Genomic DNA, 20,372 nt, shown 5'->3' with positions numbered 1-20,372 from the left:
CTGTCATTGTCGCCTTCGCAAATCGCCAACGTCGCAGGATGGAGCGCCGCGCTGAAACTGCCAATCTCCCCCCAAGTGGGGGAGATGTCCGGCAGGACAGAGGGGGGCGCCGTAGAGCGCGCCCCCAAATGCCCGCCACCGGCGTCCTTACGCCATGACCCGCGCCCTCACCCTCCTCCGTCGCCGTCTCGTCGGCAGCATCTTCGTGCTGGCGATCGTCATCATCGGCACCTTCCTGCTGCTCGAACTGGCACCCGGCGACGCGGTCGACGCCTATATCGTCTCGACCGGCGGCGATGCCGGCATGATCGAACTGCTTCGTCATCGCTGGGGCCTCGACCAGTCGGAACTGACGCGTCTTGCCAACTATCTCTGGGCGCTGCTGCATCTCGATCTCGGCCAGTCCGTGACCTTCTCACGACCGATCCGCGACGTCATCCTCAAGCGCCTGCCCAACACCCTGCTTCTCATGGGCAGCGCCACCGCGCTTTCCTTCGGCCTCGGCTCGGCGCTCGGCATTTATGCCGGCGCCAGACCCGGAAGTTTTCGCGACCGTTTCCTGTCGATCGGCTCACTGGCGCTCTATGCCGTGCCGGGCTTCTGGCTCGGACTGGTGCTGATCGTCGTCTTTGCCGTCGACCTGCGCTGGTTTCCGATCGGCGGCATCGAAAGCATCGCCTCGAACAAGACCGGGCTTGCCCGCGCCGCAGACATCGCCACCCATCTCGTCCTGCCGGTGTCAGCACTCGGCTTCATCTACCTGGCGCTCTATCTGCGCATGATGCGCGCCGGCATGGCCGAGGTCTGGCGGCAGGATTTTGTCCTGGCCGCTCGCGCCAAGGGGCTGTCGCGCCGCCGCATCGTGCTCGCCCACGTCGCCCGCAACGCGCTGTTGCCACTGGTCACCATGCTGGGCCTGCAGTCGGCGCAGATGCTGGGCGGCTCAGTCGTCATCGAAAGCGTCTTTGCCGTGCCCGGCCTCGGCCGGCTGGCGCAGGAAGCGGTAGCCGCGCGCGACACCCCATTGCTGCTCGGCATCATTCTCGTCAGCGCTGTGCTGGTCATCGTCATCAACCTTCTCGTCGACATCGCCTACGCCGTCCTCGATCCGCGCGTCGGCGCCAGCGAGGCCGGCGCGTGAGCCCGCTCCGCCGCTTTCTGCGCACCCCGGAGGCCGTTGCCGGCGCCATCATCCTCGCCGCGCTGTTCGCCATAGCACTGTCGGCGTCGCTGTTTTTTCCCGGTGACCCGCAAGCCATTGCCGGACCGGCGCTGCTGCCGCCGTTCCAGGATTGGTCGCTGCCGCTCGGCACCGACCGGCTCGGCCGCGATGTGCTGGCCGAGCTTTTCCATGGCGCCCGCACCTCGCTGGCGGTCGGGCTGGCGGCGGCAGCTGCATCCCTCTTTATCGGCGCTGTTGTCGGCACGCTGGCCGGCTTTGCCGGCGGTCTCGTCGACGAGGTGCTGATGCGCATCACCGACGCTTTTCAGACCGTGCCGAGCTTCCTTTTGGCGCTGGCCTTCGTCAGTGTCGTCGGGCCGTCGCTCGGCGTCGTCGTCGTGGCCATCGCGCTCAGCGCCTGGACCGGACCGGCGCGTGTCGCGCGCGCTGAAGTGCTGTCGATCCGCGAGCGAGATTTTGTAGCCGGTGCCCGCGTCATCGGCATGCATCCACTGGAGATCGCCTTTCGCGAGGTGCTGCCCAACGCATTGCCGCCGGTGCTGGCGCTGTCCTCGGTGATCGTCGCCGCAGCCATCCTCACCGAAGCGGCACTTTCCTTCCTCGGCCTCGGCGACCCCAATCGCGTCACCTGGGGCGGCATGATCGCCGAGGGCCGCGCTGTCCTGCGCACTGCGCCCTTCCTGTCGATCATTCCGGGCATTGCGCTCGTGCTGACGGTGCTCGGCGTCTATCTCGCCGGCGAAGGCGTCGTCGAGACGACAGCGGTGCGAAGGAGCCTGTCGTGACGGCGCTGCTTTCCATCCGCGACCTGACGGTGACCTATCGGCGCGATGGCAGCGCGGTGACGGCGCTGAGAGGGATCAGCCTTGATGTTGTTGCAGGAGAGCGTCTCGCCATCATCGGCGAGAGCGGCTCGGGCAAGAGCACGCTGGCGCTGGCGATTGCGGGGTTGTTGCCAGCTTCCTCCATAATCGGAGGGCGCATCGAATGGCCGGCGATGGATTTTCAATCGTCGAAGGATCGCCAACCTAAATTCGTCCCCCTCCCCGGTCGCGATATCGGCTTCGTCTTCCAGGACCCTTCGGCCAGCCTCGATCCCGTCATGCCGATTGGCAAACAGATCGCCGAGGTCGCCCACACCCATCTCGGCCTCGGTTGGGGAGAAGCCTTCGCCAAAGCCAAAACCCTGCTCGCCCGTGTCCGCTTGCCTGATCCAGGCGCCGCCATGCGCGCCTTCCCGCATCAGCTGTCCGGCGGCCAGCAGCAGCGTGTGGCGATCGCCGCCGCGATTGCGGCAGTCCCGAAACTCCTGATCGCCGACGAGGCAACCAGCGCGCTCGACACCATCGTCCAGGCCGAGATCGCAGCACTCATCCGGCGACTGGTGGCCGAGGACGGCATGACGCTGCTGTTCATCACCCATGACATCGCGCTGGCCGCCGAGCTTGCCGAGCACATTGCGGTATTTCGGCACGGCGAACTGGTCGAGATCGGTGCAATGACGCAGATCGTCAACGCGCCGCGCCACGCCTATACGCGTTCATTGCTGGATGCCAATCTCGGCCTCGATGCCGAGCCGCTGCTTGGTCGAACAGTCAGGCTCCCGGCATGAGCCTGCTGACGGTTTCCAATCTCGCCAAACGATACCATCGCAGCGGCAAATCGATCGCCGCGGTCGATGATGTCTCCTTCCACATCGAACCCGGTGAGACCCTGGCTCTGGCCGGGCCTTCCGGCAGCGGCAAGTCGACCATCGCGCGCCTGGTGCTGCGGTTGATCGAGCCTGATACCGGTCACATCGAATTCGAGGGTAGCGATTTCCTGGCCTTGAACGGCGCAGCCTTGCGCGCGCGGCGTGCCCGTCTGCAGATGGTGTTCCAGGATCCGCTTGCCGCCTTCAATCCGCGCGCCACCGTGGCGCGTGTGCTCGACGATCCCTTGCGCATCCATGGCATCGCTCCTCGGGCCGAGCGCCCGCGCCGCATCGCCGCTCTGTTGGACCGCGTCGGCCTGACCGCCGACCTCGCCCCTCGCGCCATCCATGAGATCTCCGGCGGCCAGCGCCAGCGCGTCACCATAGCCCGCGCCATTGCGACAAAGCCGTCGCTGATCGTGCTCGATGAAGCCGTGTCGGCGCTTGATGTATCGGTGCGTGGACAGATCCTGGAGTTGCTGCTTGACCTGCAGCGTGAGGAACGCATCGCCTATCTGTTCATTTCGCATGATCTTGGCGTTATCAGAGCGATCGCCCATCGCATCGTCATCCTCGACGCCGGCCGCATTGCCGAGAGCGGCGACGCGCGTGCCGTGATCGAAGCACCGCAATCGGCGATCGGCAAAGCGCTGGTGGCGGCAGCCGCGAAATTGAAAAGAAGCCAGGACGCATCATGACCGACCTCGAAGCCAGGGCCGAGAAACTGTCGCGCGAACTTGATTCTGCCTTCCGCAACCGCGCTGACCTCTATCGCCTGTTCCTCGATGAACTGACGGAAGAACTCGGCGCCGAAAAGGCCGAGGCGATCATGATCCGCACCATCGAGCAGCGCGGCAAAGAGGTGGCGGCCGCCGCCTTCGCCGCCTTCGGTCCCAACGACGCCCGCGCCATAGGCGAGGCGTTTCTGGCCATCAGCCCGGATGGCGGCCGCATGTATCCGACCGATGTCGAACGCAGCGACGAGCGCATTGCCTTCAAGGTCAAGCGCTGCCCGCTGAAGGATGCCTGGGTCGAGGCTGGTGTCGGCGACAAGAAACTCGCCACGCTCTGCCGCATTGCCGGCGCCTTCGACCGCGGCTTGTTCGAGGCGACCAGCGTACGCTTCGACAATGTCACCTGGACGCCGGGCCATGGCTCCGGCTGCTGCCATATTGCGCTGACGAACCGGGATGTCGGCTAGAGCATGATCCCGAAAAGTGGAAGCCGGTTTTCGGAGAAGATCATGCTCAAACAAAGACTCGATCAGCTGGCCGCGAAAACGTGGATTTCCGTTCCGGCCTCTTCGCTGGCCGCACGCAATTCGGCCTGCGGTTCGCGGTCGGTGACGATGTCGGAAATGTCGCGTAGCGCGCAGACGCGCTCGAGGCTGGCGCGGCCGAACTTGTCGTTGGTCACCACCAGGACCGTCGACAGCGATCGCGACATCATCGCGCGCTTGACCGCCGCCGCACCGGAGATCATGTCGCTCGGGCCATCCGCGGTCACACCGGACGCGCCGATGATGGCGACGTCGGCATTGTAGCGGTTGACGAACTCGACCGTGTCTTCGCCCAGCACGCTGCCTTCGCGGCTGTCATAGGTGCCCGGGCACAGGATGACGCGAAAGGTCGGATTGGCGCCGGCCACCGATGCCACACCGGTCGAGTTGGTGATGATGATCAAATCCCGCTTCAACTGGGAAAGGTTGCGCGCCACCTCATAGGTGGTCGAGCCGCCGTCGATCATCACGATCTGGCCTTTCTCGACCAGGCTTGCCGCGCCGCGCCCGATCCGCGCCCGTTCCTCGACCATGGTCAGGCCACGCTCGGAAATCACCGGCTCCGACGTCACCAGAGAGATCGTCGCGCCACCATAGGTGCGGTTGAGAAGCCCGGCCTCGCCCAGTTCGATCAGATCGCGGCGGATCGTTTCGCCGGCGACGCCGATGCGTCTGGCCAGCTTTGAGATGCGGATGGAGGCGGAACGGCGCACTTCCGAGAGGATGAGCTCGTGCCGCTCCTTCTTCGTCAGTCGGCCTGGCTCCATGGCTATTCCCGTTCCTTCACTGCAATCAGCGCCTTCGCAAGTTCGGCAAATCCGTCCGCGCCGCGTCCCCCTGTGACGAAGGCGGGCGACGCCGGAAGTTCGCCGGCGAAGTCGAGAACATTAGCGACGCCGACGCTGTTGGGGAAGAAGCCGAACATCGGTGCGTCGTTTGGACTGTCGCCGACAAAAACAACACTGTCCTTGTCGCGGTCGATGTCTATACCGAAACAGTCCCGCAAGAATAGCCGGCTTGTCGACAGTTTGTCATAGCCGCCGAACCAGCCATTGACGTGGATGGACGAGATTTTTGCCGTCGCGCCATGGCGCCTGAAGATGTCGACGATCCTCAGCACCTCGGACTTGTGAAGTGGCTGCACATCCTCACGGAAATCGATCGCCAGATCGGCCTCGCGATAGGCTTGATCGGCCGCCACCGCGGCGCCTGGAATTTCCGCGAGCACCTCCCGCTCGATCTGCCGAAGCTTTGCGGCATCGGCATGCCGCTCGGTGGCATTTTTGGCGTAGTGGCGAACGATCCGCTTCCTGGCGTCGTCGTAGCGAAAGTAGAAAGCGCCGTTCTCGCCGATCACGCCGTCCACGGGCCATTGCCGTGCGATCAGGTCGCACCAGCCGGCCGGCCGGCCCGTGACCGGGGCAACGATGAAGCCCGCCTGCTTCAGCCGCTCCAGCGCCGTATAAGCTATGGCCGGCAGCCGGCCCTTGTCGGTCAGCGTGTCGTCGATGTCGGTGAGCACGACTGTGATCTTGCGCCGGTCCTCAACCGTGAAATCCGCGAGCGGGCGCAGCACCCGCTCAGGCCCCTGCCGGCACTGGCGCGAGCGACGCCGCCGCAACATCGAGCATGGTGAACCGGTCACGGATCAGCCGCGCATTGGCGACCGCCTCGTCGTAGAACGCAGGCGGTATCGCCACATCCTCGGGCGTGGTCGGTGCACCCACCGCAAGCAGGGCCTGCGCGATCTCACGCGCTGGCCGCGCCGCCTTGGTGAGCCTTTCACGATGCGACGGCCAATGCCTGGCCAGCATGGCGTTGATAACGTCCGTCCTTTCCCGGTCGAAAACCTTGGGCTTGAACGCAGCCCAGCAGGAGCGTCCGAGCGCCTCTCCAAAAATCGCAGTGAAGCGATCCGGCGTGTCGGATGTCGGCGACAGCAGCAGTTCGGGTAGGGCCAGCACCCGCTCCTGCAGCCGTGCCATGGTCAGCGTCGTCACCGCGATGTGTTCGCCGTGATGCGCCTCCGGCAATCCCTGGCCGCGCATGTCGATGTAATGCGCGATGAGATGCTCGCCCTGGCTGGCCGGATAGGAGCCGCCGCACAGCGTCATGCCGAGGCCCGACATGACGAGCGTGCGCACTAGCACTTCCATCGCTGCGAGATCGCCTGTCCTGAGATCGCCGGCCTTTGCGATGAGCGCCTTCTCATCTTCCGCCAGAAGCATGAACGGCGCCTCGCGGTACGGCGTGCCGATCAACAGATGCGCCATCAGCCAATCGGTCTGGGCGGTTGGCCGGGCCATCGAATCGCCGAAACCGGCGGCGATCAGCCGGTGCGGCGCCCGCGCCATCACGTCGAGATCGAGGAAGACGCCGACCGGCAACGTCGCTGTCAGCGACTTCTTCAGGCCGTCCTCGGTGATCGCCGCCGAGACCGATGTGTAGCCGTTCATCGACGGCGCGGTGCCAAACACCGCATAGGGTTTCTTGGAGAGATGCGCGGCATATTTGGTGATGTCGTTGATCGAGCCCGACCCGACCGCAACGAGGCCGCYGGCGTTTTGCGTGCGGGCGATGACCGATCGAACCGCCTCCATGTCGGGATGCGGATGGCGCGGCAGGATGATCTTGTCGACATCGCCCGTGCCGCGCAGTGCGATCGACACCCTTTCGCCCAGCGCCAGCCTTGTATCGGGATCCATGACGACGGCGAGCTTGCGGCCGAGCGGCAGCGGCGCCACCAGCGTGTCGGCCTCGTCGCCAAGGCCGCGGCCGATGACGATGGTTTTCAACGGCACCGACAGCATGCCGCCGCCATCCGGATCAGGCAGCGTGCCGGCGATGAGGCGATCGAGCATTAGTCTGGACATGAGGATGTCGTCCGGTCAGTCGTGGAGTGGTGCCAGCGCGTCGAACAGCGTTCGATAGCGCCGGTAGCTTCTGTCGTAGATTTCCCCGGCTACGGGGTCTGGGTCGATTGTCTCGATGCGGCCGGCCAGCCTTTCGGCGGCTTCCTGCACCGAGGTGGAGAGGCCGATGGCAGTGGCGGCCAGGATTGCCGCCCCGATCGGCGAGGCATCGACGGCGCTGGTGACTTCCACCGGCCTGCCGCTGACATCGGCGCGGATTTGCGCCCATACGCGGCTGCGTGCGCCGCCGCCGGAAAGCCTGATGCGCCGGGTCGCGATGCCGAGGTCGCTCAGCCGGTCGACCACGTCGCGCATGGCGAAGGCGCAGCCTTCGAGAACCGCGCGCGCACAAGCCGCCCTGCCATGGAAGGAGGTCAGCCCATAGAAGGCGCCTCGCGCGCCGGCGATCCAGCGCGGCGCCATGGCGCCGGACAGTGCCGGCAGGAACAGGAGATCGTCACTGCCGGCCACAACCGTCGACGCCAGTTCCGACATCGCCGCCGGCGAGCTGACGCCGAAGGTCGACAGGAACCACGTCACCGCGCCGCCGGAAAGCCATCCTGGATTGGAGACGAAATAGCGGTCGCCGAGGAAGCCGTGTGTTTCGACCAGACCGTTCGGGTCGATGCGAAGCGCATCGGATATCGCGCCGACCACTTCGGCAGTGCCGAGATTGCAGGCGACGACCCCCGGCACGACAACGCCGGCGCCGATAGCGGCGGAAAAGTCGTCGCCAGTGCCGACCGCCAGCGGTATCCCCAGGGGAAGCCCGGTCAGCTCCGCGCCGGCGCGCGTCAAAGTTCCCGCGATCGCCGACGCGTTGTCGATCTCCGGCAGCCTTGTCACATCGATGTCGAACGCGGCCAGCAGATCGCCGGCATAGGCCCGCTCCTTCAGCCCATAGAGCATGGTCGTCGAAGCCAGCGCGTGGTCGATGACGGCGCGGCCACACAAGGCTCCGACCACAAACGACACCGGCTGGTGCCAGCGCACTGCGTGGCGCGCTTCCGGCAGGTTGCGCGAGGCCCAGCGGATCTTGGCCGCCATATGCGTGGCGTCGAGGACAAGACCGGTGCGTTCGCGAATGAAGCCGGCATCGATGCCCGCGGTTTCCGCCCCTGCCCGGCGATCCATCCAGATGATGCAGGGTGCCAGCGCACGGCCGTTGCGGTYGACCGCAATACAGCCGTCGAGCTGGCCGGCGATGGCCATACCCCTAACGTCGGTAGCGTTAAGCCCGGCCTTGCCAAGCGCATCGGCAATGGCGGGCTTCAAGGCAGCGAGCCACAGCGCCGGATCCTGCTCGGCCCAGCCCGGCGCCGGGAAGACCGGGAAGTAGGGCACGCTTGCCTCGCCACGCAGCCGCAAATCGTCGTCGACGACGACTGCTTTCAGGCTCTGTGTGCCGAGATCGATGCCGACGACTGCCATGATGCCTCAAACGCGTTCGCAATCCGCGAGGACATCCCGCAGCTGCGAAAGGATAGAACCTTTCGTCGGCGAATAGGAACCGTCGAAAACCGCGGTGCCGATGGTGAAGGCATCGGCACCAGCCTGCTTGATCGCCTTGATTCGCTCGGCCGAGGCAACGGCGCCGGCAACGATGAGATGCGCGGCCTGGCCAAGCCCGCGGCGGGCGGCGCGAACCAGCTCGATCGGATCGGCCTCGGTGGCGCGGTAGGCGAGGATATCGCATCCGGCACAACCTTTTTCGGCGAAGGAACGGCAATCGGCCTCGACATCGGCGGCGGAGCCGCCGAGCTTGGTCGGGTGGCCGACCGGCTTGCCCGGAAACGGGTAGTATTGCGTGTCGCTGCCATTGAGCAGCTGCATGATCTCGTCGACCTGCGTGCCGCCCAGCAACCGTTGGATGCCGAGATCACGGGCGATGCGCGCCGAGTTCAGGCAGGCCTCGGGCGTCGTCGAAACGACTTCCATGTAAGAGGTCGCGCCGGTCCGGTGGATGGCGCCGGCCAGCGTCTTCAGCACCTCCGGCGCAACGCCGATATCCTTGAAGCCGACATGCTTCAGGCCGACCGGCTCGATCAACTCGACGAGATCGAGACAGTCCTCGACCGTGCGATCGTTGCGCGTCAGCATGAAGATGAAGTCCATTCCAAAATCCCTTGCCGCAGGTGGAGAGCCGGCTAGCATCACCCATCCAATTGTTGCAAGGTGCCACATTTTGATTTGCAGTACTACACATTTTGTGACAGAACGGGCGCCAGCTTCGCCAGGCACGCTCCGAGGAGAGAGAAGAATGCTCAAGTTGCTGACACGCGGGAGTACCGCATCCGGACTGCTCGTTGCCGCCGCCCTTTTGTGGCAAGTCCCACAAGCGGCGGCGTGGAGTTTGGAAGAGGCGTCAAAGCCTTACAGCGGGCAGACCATCCGCATGGTCGGCGAGTCGCTGCCGCCGCTTGAAGCGCTGAAGAAGATGGCGCCGCAATTCGAGAAACAGACCGGCATCCATGTCGAAGTGGAGATGTACGAGCATTCGGAGGCCGTCAACAAGGTCCAGCTCGATCTCAATTCACATCGCGGCCGCTACGATGTCATCATCCAGCCGCACCGCGAACTCGGCAAATTCGCCACCAACAACCATCTCATTGAAATCTCCAAGATGATGGCCGATCCGGTGCTGCGCGATCCGACCTTCGAGCCGGAAAAGCAACTCTACCAGACCGCCTGGCACGAAATCTCCTGGTATGACGGCAAGGAGTACGGCTTCCCCTTCACCGTGCTCAACATGTTCATGTGGTATCGCTCGGACCTGCTGGCCGATCCCAAGGAACAGGCCGGCTTCAAGGCCAAATACGGCTATGACCTCGCCCCTGCCCAGGACTGGAAGCAATACCGCGACATCGCCGAATGGTTCTATCGCCCCGACCAGGGCTTCTACGGCACCGCCTTGCAGGGCAAGCGCCACGAGGCGCTGTGGTACGAGTGGCTCAACTTCCTCTATTCCTTCGGCGGCGACGTGCTCGACGTGAAGAGCGGCTCGGCCTGCGGCCCGGTTATCGTCAACAGCCCGAAGGCCGTCGCCTCGCTCGAATACTACAAAAGCCTGCTGCAGTTCTCGCCGCCGGACAGCCTCAACTATTTCTGGGACGACGTCATGGCGCTGATGCAGCAGGCCAAGGTCGCCGAGCTGATCATGTGGAACGACGCCACCTATGCCGTGTCGGTCGACACAACGGCCTCGACCGTCGTCGGCAAGGTCGGCTTCGACCTCGTGCCGCAAGGCGATGGCGGCAAGATCGGCCAGGTCGAGGGCTGGACCTACCTCATCCCGGTCTATTCGAAGAACCCGCAGGCGGCCTTCCTCTTCGTCCAGTGGATGATGGGCTACGACCGCCAGCTCGAACAGCATCTCAATGGCGGCGCTTCGGGCCGGCCCGATGTTTATGCCTCGCCGGAGGTGCAGAAGCTGCCCTACGCCAAGGCCTCGATGGCGGCCAACGAACATGCCGTGCCAAAGGCGACGCTGCCGCAATCGGCCGAGATGACCGACATTCTGGTGCGCGAACTCTCGTCCTACCTCGCCGGTGAAAAGGAAGCCCAGGCGGCACTCGACACGGCGGCGACCGACATCTCGACGCTGCTCGGTTCTTGCGCACCAATGACCTATCCGGCACGATAGGCCCCAAGCGTCGCGCAGAGGCTACCCGCAGCAGCGGGTAGCCGTTCTTGTACCCAGGAATTGYCCGTGACCAACCGCACTCCATCGTCCCGCGGAATGCCACTCCTTGACCGTGGTGTGGGGCCGCTGCTGATGCTGCCGGCGGCGCTGCTGGTCGTCGTCTTCCTGGTCGGCCCGTTCTATTACATGGTCTATACGGCGCTGACCGATCTCAGCTTCGCCGATGCGAGCCATTCCGGCGCCTTCATCGGCTTCGACAATTTCCGCAAGCTGATGCGCAACGATCCGTTCTTCTGGGCGTCGTTCCTGCTGACGCTGAAATTCGTCGTCATCGCCGTGCTGCTCGAATTCCTGATCGGCTTCGCGCTCGCCTTCCTGATCTTTCGCTTCGTCGCCAGCCAGCGGCTTTTGACCACGCTGCTGCTCATCCCGATGATGATCGCGCCGGTTGCCGTCGGGCTGATCTGGCGCCTGCTCTTGCAGGGCGATTTCGGCATGCTGACTTTCTATATGCGCAAGATCGGCCTGTTGGCGCAGAACGCGGCGGTGCTTTCGGCCCCGGATCTGGTCTTCCCGACCATCGTCGCCATCGATGTCTGGCAGTGGACGCCCTTCGTCACGCTGATCATGCTGGCCGGCATGATGAGCCTGCCGCGAGCACCGTTCGAGGCGGCGATGATGGACGGCGCCAAACCGTTCCAGATCTTTCGCGATGTCATGCTGCCGCTGCTGCGGCCCGTCATCGCCCTGGTGCTGCTGCTGCGCGGCATCGACGCCTTCAAGGAATTCGACAAGGTGTTTTTGATGACCGGCGGCGGTCCAGGAACGTTGACCGAACTGGTGTCGATCTACGCCTACCGCGTCAACTTCCGCAACTGGGACCTCGGCTACGGCGCCGCTGTCGCCTTCATGATCTATCTGGTGGTGCTGATCCTGTGCTCGGTCTTCTACAAGGCCGTCTACTGGACGGGCAGCAAGCCGGCGGCTGCGTTTTGAGGGCGCGTCGATGATCGATCAATCCACCAGCCGCGCCTGGAAGAGCTTTGCCTGGGCGGTGCTGCTGGTTGCCGTGGTGGTGGCGCTCACGCCTTACGTCTGGATGGTGCTGGCCTCGTTCAAGAACCGCGTCGACCTATTGTCGTCGGTGCCGAAATGGATCTTTTCGCCGACGCTCTCCAACTATCCGGCCGTCTTCATCGACAAGGAATACTGGCCGCTGGCCATCAACTCGGTGCTGATCTCGGTGTCATCGACCGTGCTCTGCATCCTCATCGGCGCGCCGGCCGCCTATGGCTTTGCCCGTTCCGACTTTCCCGGCAAGGAAGACCTGTTCTTCTTCTTCCTGACCACGCGCATGGCGCCGCCGATCTCGATCGCCGTGCCGCTGTTCCTGTTCTTCACCTCGCTTGGCCTGATCGACACCATCTATGCCGTGGTGATCGCCCACACGTCCTTCAACCTCTCTCTGGTCGTCTGGATGATGCGTGGCTTCTTCGCCGAAATTCCCAAGGAGATCGACGAGGCGGCGATGATGGACGGCCGCTCGCGGCTCGGCGCTTTCTTCTTCGTCGTCGCGCCCCTGGCCGCACCCGGCATCGGCGCCACAGCAGTGCTCTGCTTCATCCTGTCGTGGAACGAGTTCCTCTATGCCTTCATCCTCGTCGCCTTCGATGGCCGTCCGCTGACCGTCGGCATACCGGGACTGGTGACGCCGCACGGCACGCTTTGGGGCCAGGTCGCGGCGGTTGCCATCGTGGCGACGCTGCCAATCGTCCTCTTCACTTTCCTTGTCCAGAAACAGCTCGTGCGCGGTCTCACCTTCGGCGCGGTCAAGGGCTGAACGGAGTTTGCATGGCGATTGTTTTCGATGGCGTCACCAAGGCCTTCCCGGACGGGACGGTGGCGCTGCAGGCGCTGGACCTCGCTTTCGAGCCGGGCGAATTCCTTGTCCTGCTCGGCCCCTCGGGATCCGGCAAGACGACGGCCTGCCGGCTGCTCGCCGGCCTCGAACGTCCGACAGCCGGCCGCATCATGGTCGAGGGCCGTGATGTCACCGACCTGCCGCCACGCCTGCGCGGCATGGGCATGGTGTTCCAGAACTACGCGCTCTACAGCCACAAGAGCGTCTACGAGAACATCGCCTATCCCTTGCGCATAAGGAAAATGCCGGCCGCCGAGCTCGACCGCAGCGTGCGCGCCATGGCTGAGCTGCTCGAAATCACCCGTTACCTCGACCGTCGCCCGTCGCAACTGTCAGGCGGACAGGCGCAGCGCGTTGCGGTTGCCCGTGCGCTGGTCTGGCAGCCCAGCCTGTGCCTGATGGACGAGCCGCTTTCCAACCTCGACGCGTTGCTGCGCCTTCACATGCGCACCGAGCTGAAGCGGCTGCATCGCGAGTTGAAGAAAACCTTCGTCTTCGTCACCCACGACCAGGAAGAGGCGATGACCTTGGCGACAAGGGTCGCGGTGCTGCGCGAGGGCGCGCTGATCCAGTTCGACGATCCGCGCGAAATCTATCGTCGGCCTGCCAATCGCTTTATCGCCGAATTCATCGGCCGCCCGGCGATGAACACCTTTGACGGCCATGTGCGTGGCGGCATCTTTCACGCCGACGGTTTTTCCTGCCCCTTGCCAGGTCGGCCGGATGGTCCGATGGTGCTTGGCATCCGTCCGGAGCAGATTCAGCTCGTCGACGCCTCGGTAAGCGACGCCATCAACTTCGCCGTCGATGTCGTCGAACTGGTCGAGCCGGATGTGCTGATCTTCGCCAAGAGCAAGGCCGACTCCCTGATCGTCAGGACCGTCAACGACGATCGCGCCTACGATCCCGGCCAGACGCTGCATCTGCGCTTTCCCGCGGCGGCGCTGCACGTCTTCGACGCAGCGTCGGGAGCGCGCCTGCCGTGAGCACGCTGCTTGCGTTTGTCCCACTGGTTGCCGCAGCTTCCGTCTGGTGGCTGTTCTACCGCTTCAACAATTCGAGGCGCTGGTTCTCGACAGGCGAGCTGATTTTCTGGGACGCCATCGCGCTGGTCATCCTGCAACTCGTCTGGCTGATCTGGTTCTAAATCTACGCCTTGTCAGTAGCCCAGCGCGCAGCCGTCCTTGCGCGGATCGGAGGCGCCGGTGAGCGTTCCCTTGTCCCAGTCGATCAGCACCAATTGGCCGCCGCCATGCGGCTCTTCCGCAATCGATACCTGATGGCCCCGCTGGCGCAAGCCGGCGATCGCGTCAGTCGGAATGCCACGCTCCGCCAGCACTGCATTGTCTTTGTAAAACACCCGTGGTGCATCGAGTGCCTGCTGCGGATCCATGCCGAAATCGAATATGTTGGTGAGCAAGTGAACATGGCCGAACGGCTGGTAGCCGCCGCCCATCACCCCGAACGGCATCACCGCCCGGCCGTTTTTTGTCACCATGCCCGGCATGATGGTGTGCATGGGACGTTTTCCCGGCGCGATGCGGTTCGGGTGGTCCGCTGCCAGCTGGAAGCTCTTGCCGCGATTCTGCAGCACCACCCCGGTCTTCGGCCCGACCACGCCGCTGCCGAACGAGCCGAAAGTCGAGTTAATGAAGCTGACCGCATTGCGATCGCGATCGACCACGGAGATGTAGACCGTATCGCTCGGCTGCAGTTCAAGCCGGGGCAGATGCGTCATCGCGCGCACCGGATCGATGGCGGCGCGCAGCCGGTCGGCACGAGCGCTCGACAGCAACTGCTCCACCGGGACATGGACGAAATTCTGGTCGCCTATGAAATTGTCGCGGTCCTGATAGGCGAGCCGGCCGGCTTCGATCTCAAGATGCAGCCGCTCGGCGCCGTTCGACTCCAGCGAGCCGAGCGCAAAGCCGGAAAGCACATTGAGCATGATCAGCGCCGTCATGCCCTGATTGTTCGGCGGCATCTGATGGATGTCGTAGCCACGATAGGACGTGCTCACAGCCTTGACATAGTCACCTTTGGTTGCCGCGAAATCCTCAAGTGCGTGCAGCCCGCCAAGCGCGCCAAGACGCGCCACCAAGTCATCCGCGACCGCGCCTTCATAGAAACCGGCGCGTCCCTGCCTCGAGACGATACGCAAGGTTTCCGCCAGCTCGGGTTGTCGGTGCAGGTCACCGGCCTGCGGAGCCCGGCCGTTCGGCAGGAAGATCCGCGCGGCATGTTCGTCGGCGGCGAGCAGGGCGACCTCGTCAGCCCAATCGACGGCGACGCGGTCGTGAACGATATAGCCCTGTTCGGCATAGCGTATGGCGGGCGCCAACGCGGCGTCGATGCCCTTCCTGCCATGATCGTCGAGCAGCCGGCACCAGGCGTCGATGGCGCCGGGCACGGTGACCGCATGCGGGCCGGTCTCGGGCAATCCATCATACCCCTTGCCCAAATACCATTCGGCCGTCGCCGCAGCGGGTGCGCGGCCCGAACCGTTGAAGGCCAGAACCTCACCCTCGCCTTTCGGGCAATAAAGGACAAAGCAGTCGCCACCGATGCCTGTCGATTGCGGCTCGACGACCGCTTGTACCGCTGCCGCGCAGACAGCCGCATCCATCGCGTTGCCGCCGGAGCGCAGCATGTCGATCGCCGCCAGTGTCGCCAGCGGATGCGATGTCGCCGCCATCGCTTCCGTCGCGCGCACCGGCGACCGTCCGGGGAATTGAAAATCACGCATGCAATCGCCTCCGATGGTCCCCGCCCGCCAACAGTAACGTCAATGCTTGATACGGTCGCGCATCGCGTACCACAGCATGCCGAGCACATAGAGCGGACCGCGCAGCGCCGTGCCGCCGGGGAACGGCATGGGCGTGAGCGTCGAGAACAGGTCGAGCCGCGACGCATCGCCGGTGATCGCTTCGGCCAGCAGCTTGCCCGACAGCGTCGACAGGATGACGCCCTTGCCGGAATAGCCATGCGCGAAATAGACCTCGCCATAGTGCCCAACATGCGGCAGCCGCGACGTCGTCACCGAAACCAGCCCACCCCAGGCGTGGTCGATGCGACAGCCCTTCAGTTGCGGAAATGTGGCTTCCATATGCGGCCGCACGAAGCCGGCAATGTCGGCCGGCGGCGACGGCGTGTAGCGTTCGCCGCCACCGAACAGCAGGCGCCCATCCGCCGACATCCGGTAGTAGTTGACGACGAAGCGTGTGTCGGACACCGCGACATTGGCCGGAATAACGTTGCGTTTGCCCTCGAGCGGCTCGGTGGCGACGATGTAGTTGCCAACCGGCATGATGCGGCTGTTGACGCGCGGCTCCAGTCCGTTGAGCAGCGCATCGCCCGCCAGCACGACATGTTTTGCGCGGACCGAACCCTTTGCCGTCGAGACCCGGATCGAAGGTTCGCGCTCCAGCTTCACTGCCACCGAATTCTCGTGGATGACGACACCAGCGGCCACGGCCGCGCGGGCAAGCCCAAGCGTGTAGTTCAGCGGATGCATATGGCCGCCAAGCGGCTCATACATGGCGCCATGATAGGGCGTGTCGACCTTGCTGCGTGCCTGCGCTGCCGACAGGATCTCGACGTCACGGAATTTCATCACGCTCTCGAGGCACCTGGCCTCGTCCTCCAAGTCTTTGAGGTCAGAACCGTTGACCGCACCGACCAGATGTCCGGTCGGCCTGAGATCGCAATCGATGCCATGGCGCTCGATGACGTCGAGCACCAGCCCGCGTGCCTCGAAGGCGAGATCGAACAGCGCCTTTGCACGCTCCGAGCCATAGAGCTTGACCAGCCCCTTGGCGCCCTTGCGCAGGCCGGGGATCATCTGACCGCCATTGCGGCCCGACGCCCCCCAGCCGATCTTGCCGCCTTCGAGCAGCACCACTTTCAGGCCGCGCTCGGCGGCGTGAAGGGCGGCGGACAGGCCGGTGCAGCCGCCGCCGACCACCACCAGGTCAGCGTCGACATCTCCCACCAGCGCCGGATGGTCCGGCGCCGGATTGGCTGTCGCGACATAGTAGGATTTGCCGATATCGAGACCAGAATTGAAACCCGTTGAACTGGAGGCCATGATCACACCTTCAGCAGCAGGTGGTCGCGTTCCCAGCTCGTCACCACGCTCTGGAACAGGTCGAGTTCGACGCTCTTGACGCGCAGATAGGACTGGAAGAAATCCTCGCCGAGCAGCGCCCGCACCGGGTCGCAAGCGGTGAACCGATCGAGCGCCTCCTCCATGGTTTTCGGCAGTGTGCTTTTGATCTTGTAGGCATTGCCCGACGCCTCGGCCGACCGCGCCAGCTTCTGTTCCACGCCGAGATAACCCGCGAGCAGCGAGCCGGCGATGGCCAGATAGGGATTGGAATCCGCACCGGGCAGCCGGTTCTCAATTCGCCGCGCCGCCCGACCGCCGGCCGGCACGCGCAAACCACAAGAACGATTGTCATGCGACCATTCGATGTTGGCCGGCGCGCTGTGGTTCGGCCTTATCCGGCGGAACGAGTTCACGTTCGGCGCAAACAGCGGCATGATTTCCGGGACATATTTCTGCAGCCCGCCGATGAAATGCCCAAACATCTCGGTATCCGCATCATCGCTGCCGGCAAACAGCGTATTGCCGGCCTCGTCGATGACCGACATGTGCAGATGCATCGAGCTGCCGGCCTGCGCGGCGATGGGCTTCGCCATGAAGGTCGCATGCATGCCGCTCTGCTGCGCGGCCTGGCGCGTCAATCGCTTGAACAGCAGCACCTTGTCGGCCAGCGGTAGCGCGTCGCCATGCAGGAAGTTGATTTCCAGCTGCGCCGTGCCCGATTCATGGATCAGCGTGTCGAGCGGCAGGCCGGCGGCAGCGGCATAGTCATAGATTCGCCGGATCACCGGCTCGAACTCCTCGAGTGCGGCCATGTCATAGGGATGCTGCACAGTCTCCGTGCGGCCATTGCCCCCGATCGGTGCGGTCAACGGCCGGTCGGGATCGGGATTGGGCGCGGTGAGATAGAATTCGAGCTCCGGCGCCACCACTGCCCGCCAGCCGCGCTGGCGGTAGAGATCGAGCACGGCCCGCAGCACATGACGCGGCGAGGCCATCCACCGCCGGTCGTCCATGTGGAATGCATCGGCAAAGACGTAGGCCTTGCCAGCACCGCCGCCGGGCGCCAGGCAGAGCGTCGACACATCAGGCGCCATGCGCATGTCCGGATCCGCATAAGCAAAACCTTCGTCGATCGAACCGGAATAGCGGCCATCGATGCTGACCAGAAAGGCGCTGCTCGGCAGATAGAGCGCGCGGTCTTCCAGCGCCTTGAGGAATTTGGCAGCCGGCAAGGCTTTGCCGCGCAAAACGCCATTCAAGTCGGGCACCAGGCACTCGACTTCGCTGATCGCATGCGCGGCCAGCCAGCTTTTCGGGTCGATAGTACCGCCCATAGGCGGAAAATTGATTGTGTGGTCTTCAGGCATTTTGGTCATGTCCGTACAAGAGAAAGAATGGCTTCAGCGGCCACATCCGTTCCGGGTTTCAGCGCCATCTCGGCTGCATTCTCCTTCAGGCGGGCGCGCATCGCATCGTCGGCCAGCAGGCCGAGAATGGCTCTCTCCAATCCTCCTTCGGTCCAGGCGTCACGGCCGATATGGTCGCCTACGCCGGTCTCTCGCGCGCGGCGCGCATTGTCGTGCCCGTCCCAGCAATAGGGCATGATCAGTGACGGCACGCCGAAGCGCAGCGCTTCGCAAAAACTGTTGTTGCCGCCGTGATGGATGAACAGGTCGGATTTCGCCACCACCGAGGGCTGCGGAAACCAGGCATCGAGATAGACATTGTCGGGAACCGCGCGATAGGCGTCGCGCAGGCCACCGACATTGACGATGAAGCGCGCCGGCAGCCTGTCGAAAACGGCAAGCATCCGCTCGATCAGCCCGACATCCATGGCGCCCAGGCTGCCGAAGCTGACATAGACCAGCGGCCCACCCTTGCGCGGAAACACCGGCACCTCGAATGGCCCTTCCGAACGCACGCAGCCCTCGAGATAGATGAAGCGGGAGGGGTCGAGCGGTTCGGCGCGCTGGCGGCGCACGATCGTCGGTGTCAGCAGCAGATTGAGGTCGGGCGAGGTTTCGAGGAACAATCCCTTCGGCAGCGGCGCAAGGCCGGAATCGACCCGGAAGCGGTTGAAGCGGTCATGTGCTGGTGCCGAGGCCGAAAGATACCGAGCCTCGAACGCCGCGCGTTGCGGGTCGTCAGTGCCAAGTCCCGAGAGATACGGAGGGACTTTTGCGTCGGGAAGTTCGGTCTCGGCGCAGGAGACGACACGCACCCACGGACAGCCGGCGGCGGCCAAGGCCGGAAACATGATGACGTTGTCGAGCACCACCGCGTCCGGCTTCAGCCGCGCCAGCAGCTGTCGCAGCGGCACCTCGGCACTGACCGCGGTGTCGACGATCGCCTCCCAGGTCGGCGCGACATAGGTTTCAAGCTGGTCGATCGGGCTCAGCCTGAAATGCGGCAAATGCCGGCGCACGAAGGCTTGCCAATAGCTCTGCCGCTCGCTGTCGCTCAGCGGATCGTCGGTCGGCAACTGGTATTCCTGAAAACCGTAATCGGCAAAGACGCCGGAGAAGCCGGCATGGCAGATGAAAACCGGCCGCGCGCCGCGGGCGCGCAAGGCTTGCGCGATGCCAACGCAATTCAACGCCGCGCCAAAACTCGCTTCGGGAAACAGCGCGATGGTCGGGCTGGCTTTGCGCGTCAACTCGTCCTCATCAATCCGGCCGGCTGATCATGCCGAACAATGCGGGAGCCCCGCGACTGGCCGCCTGCGGGCGCTGGCTGCGCGACAAGCGCAGATGCACGCGAAGCAGATCGGCGGCAACCTCATACTGCCGGCTTTCGAGATGGTCGAGTATCGTCAGGTGCTCGCGCAGCGACTGCTTCAGCCGGAAGACGTTGACGCCGGCATAGGTGCCCGGCAGCCGGCGCAGCCTGAGATGATCGGACAGCGCATCGGTGACGAAGCGGTTGCCGGCGCCATCGGCGATCATGCCGTGAAATTCGATGTCCAGCCGCTGGAACTCTCTGCCGTCGAACGCCGCATCAGGCAGTGCCGCCAGCGCTTCCATGCCCTGCCGCAGCGCTGCCGCACGCGCACCATCCAGCCGAAAGCCGGGCGCCACAATGGCGGCAGGCTCCAGCAGCAGACGGAACTCGTAGCTTTCGCCTTGCGCCTCGGGATCGTCCGGTGCCCGCCGGAAAAGCCAGGATTGCCCCGGCGCGCGGTCCAGAAGATTCTCCTCCGTCAGTCTCTGAAGCGCTTTTAGTACCGTCTTGCGTTCGGAGTTGTACCGCTTCATCAGCCCGCCGACGGTCACCGTCTGATCGAGCCGTCGTGCTGACCGGTCGCGCAGGATCGCTTCGGTAAGCTCATCCTCCTCGGTAACAGGCAATTCCCTTGCGATCGCCGCCTGCGCGGCAAGATCGACGGCCAGGCGGTAGCCGGTTTCGGCCTCCCAGCGCACCACGCCCTGTTCGGTGAGCAGGCGCAACGCCGCTCGCACGGGCGTCCGCGAGACATTGCAGAGCGAGGCGATCTGCTGTTCCGGCAAATGCGCACCAGGCCCAAAGCCGCGCTGCCGGGCGACATCCAGGATGCGCTGTGCCAGATCGAGATGGTTGGTGCGGGGGCGTCGGGCTGCGGCTTGCATGACTGGTCTCGGGGAACGGACGTGACGG

At 64.5% G+C, this 20,372-nt stretch carries 20 protein-coding genes; 10 read left to right on the top strand and 10 right to left on the bottom strand.

What is annotated here, in order from left to right; all coding sequences use genetic code 11:
* Positions 1 to 154 precede the first annotated feature (154 nt).
* The 5 genes from AC1DXN_RS22515 to AC1DXN_RS22495 are packed head-to-tail and all read left to right on the top strand — an operon-like array spanning position 155 to position 4,077.
* Positions 155 to 1,141, top strand: coding sequence for an ABC transporter permease (locus AC1DXN_RS22515; protein WP_477271177.1), 987 nt, complete (start codon positions 155 to 157; stop codon positions 1,139 to 1,141).
* Positions 1,138 to 1,968, top strand: coding sequence for an ABC transporter permease (locus tag AC1DXN_RS22510; RefSeq protein WP_477271175.1), 831 nt, complete (start codon positions 1,138 to 1,140; stop codon positions 1,966 to 1,968). The genes AC1DXN_RS22515 and AC1DXN_RS22510 overlap by 4 nt, the downstream gene beginning before the upstream one ends.
* Positions 1,965 to 2,795, top strand: a complete 831-nt coding sequence (locus AC1DXN_RS22505; protein ID WP_477271173.1) for an ABC transporter ATP-binding protein — start codon at positions 1,965 to 1,967, stop codon at positions 2,793 to 2,795. Before AC1DXN_RS22510 ends, AC1DXN_RS22505 begins: the two co-directional genes overlap by 4 nt.
* Entirely contained in the window at positions 2,792 to 3,574 is a 783-nt protein-coding gene (locus tag AC1DXN_RS22500) for an ABC transporter ATP-binding protein (RefSeq protein ID WP_477271171.1), read from the top strand. Before AC1DXN_RS22505 ends, AC1DXN_RS22500 begins: the two co-directional genes overlap by 4 nt.
* Positions 3,571 to 4,077, top strand: a complete 507-nt coding sequence (locus AC1DXN_RS22495) for an L-2-amino-thiazoline-4-carboxylic acid hydrolase (protein ID WP_477271169.1) — start codon at positions 3,571 to 3,573, stop codon at positions 4,075 to 4,077. Before AC1DXN_RS22500 ends, AC1DXN_RS22495 begins: the two co-directional genes overlap by 4 nt.
* Before the next feature lie 62 nt (positions 4,078 to 4,139).
* Here AC1DXN_RS22495 and AC1DXN_RS22490 read toward each other — a convergent pair whose 3' ends face one another.
* The 5 genes from AC1DXN_RS22490 to AC1DXN_RS22470 are packed head-to-tail and all read right to left on the bottom strand — an operon-like array spanning position 4,140 to position 9,182.
* Positions 4,140 to 4,922, bottom strand: coding sequence for a DeoR/GlpR family DNA-binding transcription regulator (locus AC1DXN_RS22490; protein ID WP_477271167.1), 783 nt, complete (start codon positions 4,920 to 4,922; stop codon positions 4,140 to 4,142).
* 2 nt (positions 4,923 to 4,924) lie between these two features.
* A complete protein-coding gene (locus tag AC1DXN_RS22485) occupies positions 4,925 to 5,728 on the bottom strand; it encodes an HAD-IIB family hydrolase (protein WP_477248717.1) in 804 nt (267 codons plus the stop codon).
* A 7-nt stretch (positions 5,729 to 5,735) separates the two neighbouring features.
* Positions 5,736 to 7,028: an iron-containing alcohol dehydrogenase gene (locus AC1DXN_RS22480; protein WP_477421664.1), complete on the bottom strand. Its 1,293-nt coding sequence runs from the start codon at positions 7,026 to 7,028 to the stop codon at positions 5,736 to 5,738.
* 15 nt (positions 7,029 to 7,043) lie between these two features.
* Complete coding sequence (locus AC1DXN_RS22475; RefSeq protein WP_477421662.1) at positions 7,044 to 8,498, bottom strand: xylulokinase; 1,455 nt, start codon at positions 8,496 to 8,498, stop codon at positions 7,044 to 7,046.
* A 6-nt stretch (positions 8,499 to 8,504) separates the two neighbouring features.
* Positions 8,505 to 9,182 (bottom strand): 4-hydroxythreonine-4-phosphate dehydrogenase, encoded by a 678-nt coding sequence (locus tag AC1DXN_RS22470; protein WP_477271163.1) that lies wholly within the window; start codon positions 9,180 to 9,182, stop codon positions 8,505 to 8,507.
* A 145-nt stretch (positions 9,183 to 9,327) separates the two neighbouring features.
* Here AC1DXN_RS22470 and AC1DXN_RS22465 point away from each other — a divergent pair, with 145 nt between their 5' ends.
* The 5 genes from AC1DXN_RS22465 (at position 9,328) to AC1DXN_RS22445 (ending at position 13,778) form a co-directional block, all read left to right on the top strand.
* Positions 9,328 to 10,710 (top strand): ABC transporter substrate-binding protein, encoded by a 1,383-nt coding sequence (locus AC1DXN_RS22465; protein WP_477271161.1) that lies wholly within the window; start codon positions 9,328 to 9,330, stop codon positions 10,708 to 10,710.
* A 96-nt stretch (positions 10,711 to 10,806) separates the two neighbouring features.
* On the top strand, positions 10,807 to 11,706 hold the full coding sequence (locus AC1DXN_RS22460; RefSeq protein WP_477271159.1) for a carbohydrate ABC transporter permease: 900 nt from the start codon (positions 10,807 to 10,809) through the stop codon (positions 11,704 to 11,706).
* A 10-nt stretch (positions 11,707 to 11,716) separates the two neighbouring features.
* On the top strand, positions 11,717 to 12,550 hold the full coding sequence (locus AC1DXN_RS22455; RefSeq protein ID WP_477248631.1) for a carbohydrate ABC transporter permease: 834 nt from the start codon (positions 11,717 to 11,719) through the stop codon (positions 12,548 to 12,550).
* An 11-nt stretch (positions 12,551 to 12,561) separates the two neighbouring features.
* Entirely contained in the window at positions 12,562 to 13,617 is a 1,056-nt protein-coding gene (locus AC1DXN_RS22450) for an ABC transporter ATP-binding protein (RefSeq protein ID WP_477271157.1), read from the top strand.
* The gene (locus tag AC1DXN_RS22445; RefSeq protein ID WP_477271155.1) at positions 13,614 to 13,778 is read left to right on the top strand and encodes a hypothetical protein; all 165 of its coding nucleotides are present in this window, start codon (positions 13,614 to 13,616) and stop codon (positions 13,776 to 13,778) included. The genes AC1DXN_RS22450 and AC1DXN_RS22445 overlap by 4 nt, the downstream gene beginning before the upstream one ends.
* A 12-nt stretch (positions 13,779 to 13,790) precedes the next feature.
* Here the strand turns inward: AC1DXN_RS22445 and ggt are convergent, their stop codons facing one another.
* The 5 genes from ggt to AC1DXN_RS22420 are packed head-to-tail and all read right to left on the bottom strand — an operon-like array spanning position 13,791 to position 20,344.
* Complete coding sequence (gene ggt, locus AC1DXN_RS22440) at positions 13,791 to 15,377, bottom strand: gamma-glutamyltransferase (RefSeq protein WP_477271153.1); 1,587 nt, start codon at positions 15,375 to 15,377, stop codon at positions 13,791 to 13,793.
* Between the two features lie 39 nt (positions 15,378 to 15,416).
* The gene (locus tag AC1DXN_RS22435; RefSeq protein ID WP_477271151.1) at positions 15,417 to 16,718 is read right to left on the bottom strand and encodes an NAD(P)/FAD-dependent oxidoreductase; all 1,302 of its coding nucleotides are present in this window, start codon (positions 16,716 to 16,718) and stop codon (positions 15,417 to 15,419) included.
* A gap of 2 nt (positions 16,719 to 16,720) precedes the next feature.
* Positions 16,721 to 18,106: a glutamine synthetase family protein gene (locus tag AC1DXN_RS22430; RefSeq protein WP_477271149.1), complete on the bottom strand. Its 1,386-nt coding sequence runs from the start codon at positions 18,104 to 18,106 to the stop codon at positions 16,721 to 16,723.
* A gap of 5 nt (positions 18,107 to 18,111) precedes the next feature.
* Positions 18,112 to 19,395 carry a glycosyltransferase gene (locus tag AC1DXN_RS22425; RefSeq protein ID WP_477271147.1) on the bottom strand — a complete coding sequence of 428 codons (1,284 nt, stop codon included), beginning with the start codon at positions 19,393 to 19,395 and terminating at the stop codon, positions 18,112 to 18,114.
* 10 nt (positions 19,396 to 19,405) lie between these two features.
* Positions 19,406 to 20,344, bottom strand: a complete 939-nt coding sequence (locus tag AC1DXN_RS22420) for a GntR family transcriptional regulator (RefSeq protein WP_477271146.1) — start codon at positions 20,342 to 20,344, stop codon at positions 19,406 to 19,408.
* Positions 20,345 to 20,372: the final 28 nt, after the last annotated feature.

The sequence above is a fragment of the Mesorhizobium sp. P2_H9 genome, assembly GCF_056403215.1.
The sequence above is the reverse complement of the archived record's forward strand: the minus strand, read 5'-3'. Positions and strand labels throughout refer to the sequence as shown.

Bases quoted from the DNA above. Each gene is read 5' to 3' on its own strand.
- AC1DXN_RS22470 (WP_477271163.1), bottom strand. From the start codon at position 9,182: ATGGACTTCATCTTCATGCTGACGCGCAACGATCGCACGGTCGAGGAC.
- AC1DXN_RS22495 (WP_477271169.1), top strand. From the start codon at position 3,571: ATGACCGACCTCGAAGCCAGGGCCGAGAAACTGTCGCGCGAACTTGAT.
- AC1DXN_RS22515 (WP_477271177.1), top strand. From the start codon at position 155: ATGACCCGCGCCCTCACCCTCCTCCGTCGCCGTCTCGTCGGCAGCATC.
- AC1DXN_RS22430 (WP_477271149.1), bottom strand. From the start codon at position 18,106: ATGCCTGAAGACCACACAATCAATTTTCCGCCTATGGGCGGTACTATC.
- AC1DXN_RS22500 (WP_477271171.1), top strand. From the start codon at position 2,792: ATGAGCCTGCTGACGGTTTCCAATCTCGCCAAACGATACCATCGCAGC.
- AC1DXN_RS22420 (WP_477271146.1), bottom strand. From the start codon at position 20,344: ATGCAAGCCGCAGCCCGACGCCCCCGCACCAACCATCTCGATCTGGCA.
- AC1DXN_RS22435 (WP_477271151.1), bottom strand. From the start codon at position 16,718: ATGGCCTCCAGTTCAACGGGTTTCAATTCTGGTCTCGATATCGGCAAA.
- AC1DXN_RS22490 (WP_477271167.1), bottom strand. From the start codon at position 4,922: ATGGAGCCAGGCCGACTGACGAAGAAGGAGCGGCACGAGCTCATCCTC.
- AC1DXN_RS22460 (WP_477271159.1), top strand. From the start codon at position 10,807: ATGCCACTCCTTGACCGTGGTGTGGGGCCGCTGCTGATGCTGCCGGCG.
- AC1DXN_RS22465 (WP_477271161.1), top strand. From the start codon at position 9,328: ATGCTCAAGTTGCTGACACGCGGGAGTACCGCATCCGGACTGCTCGTT.
- AC1DXN_RS22450 (WP_477271157.1), top strand. From the start codon at position 12,562: ATGGCGATTGTTTTCGATGGCGTCACCAAGGCCTTCCCGGACGGGACG.
- ggt (WP_477271153.1), bottom strand. From the start codon at position 15,377: ATGCGTGATTTTCAATTCCCCGGACGGTCGCCGGTGCGCGCGACGGAA.
- AC1DXN_RS22455 (WP_477248631.1), top strand. From the start codon at position 11,717: ATGATCGATCAATCCACCAGCCGCGCCTGGAAGAGCTTTGCCTGGGCG.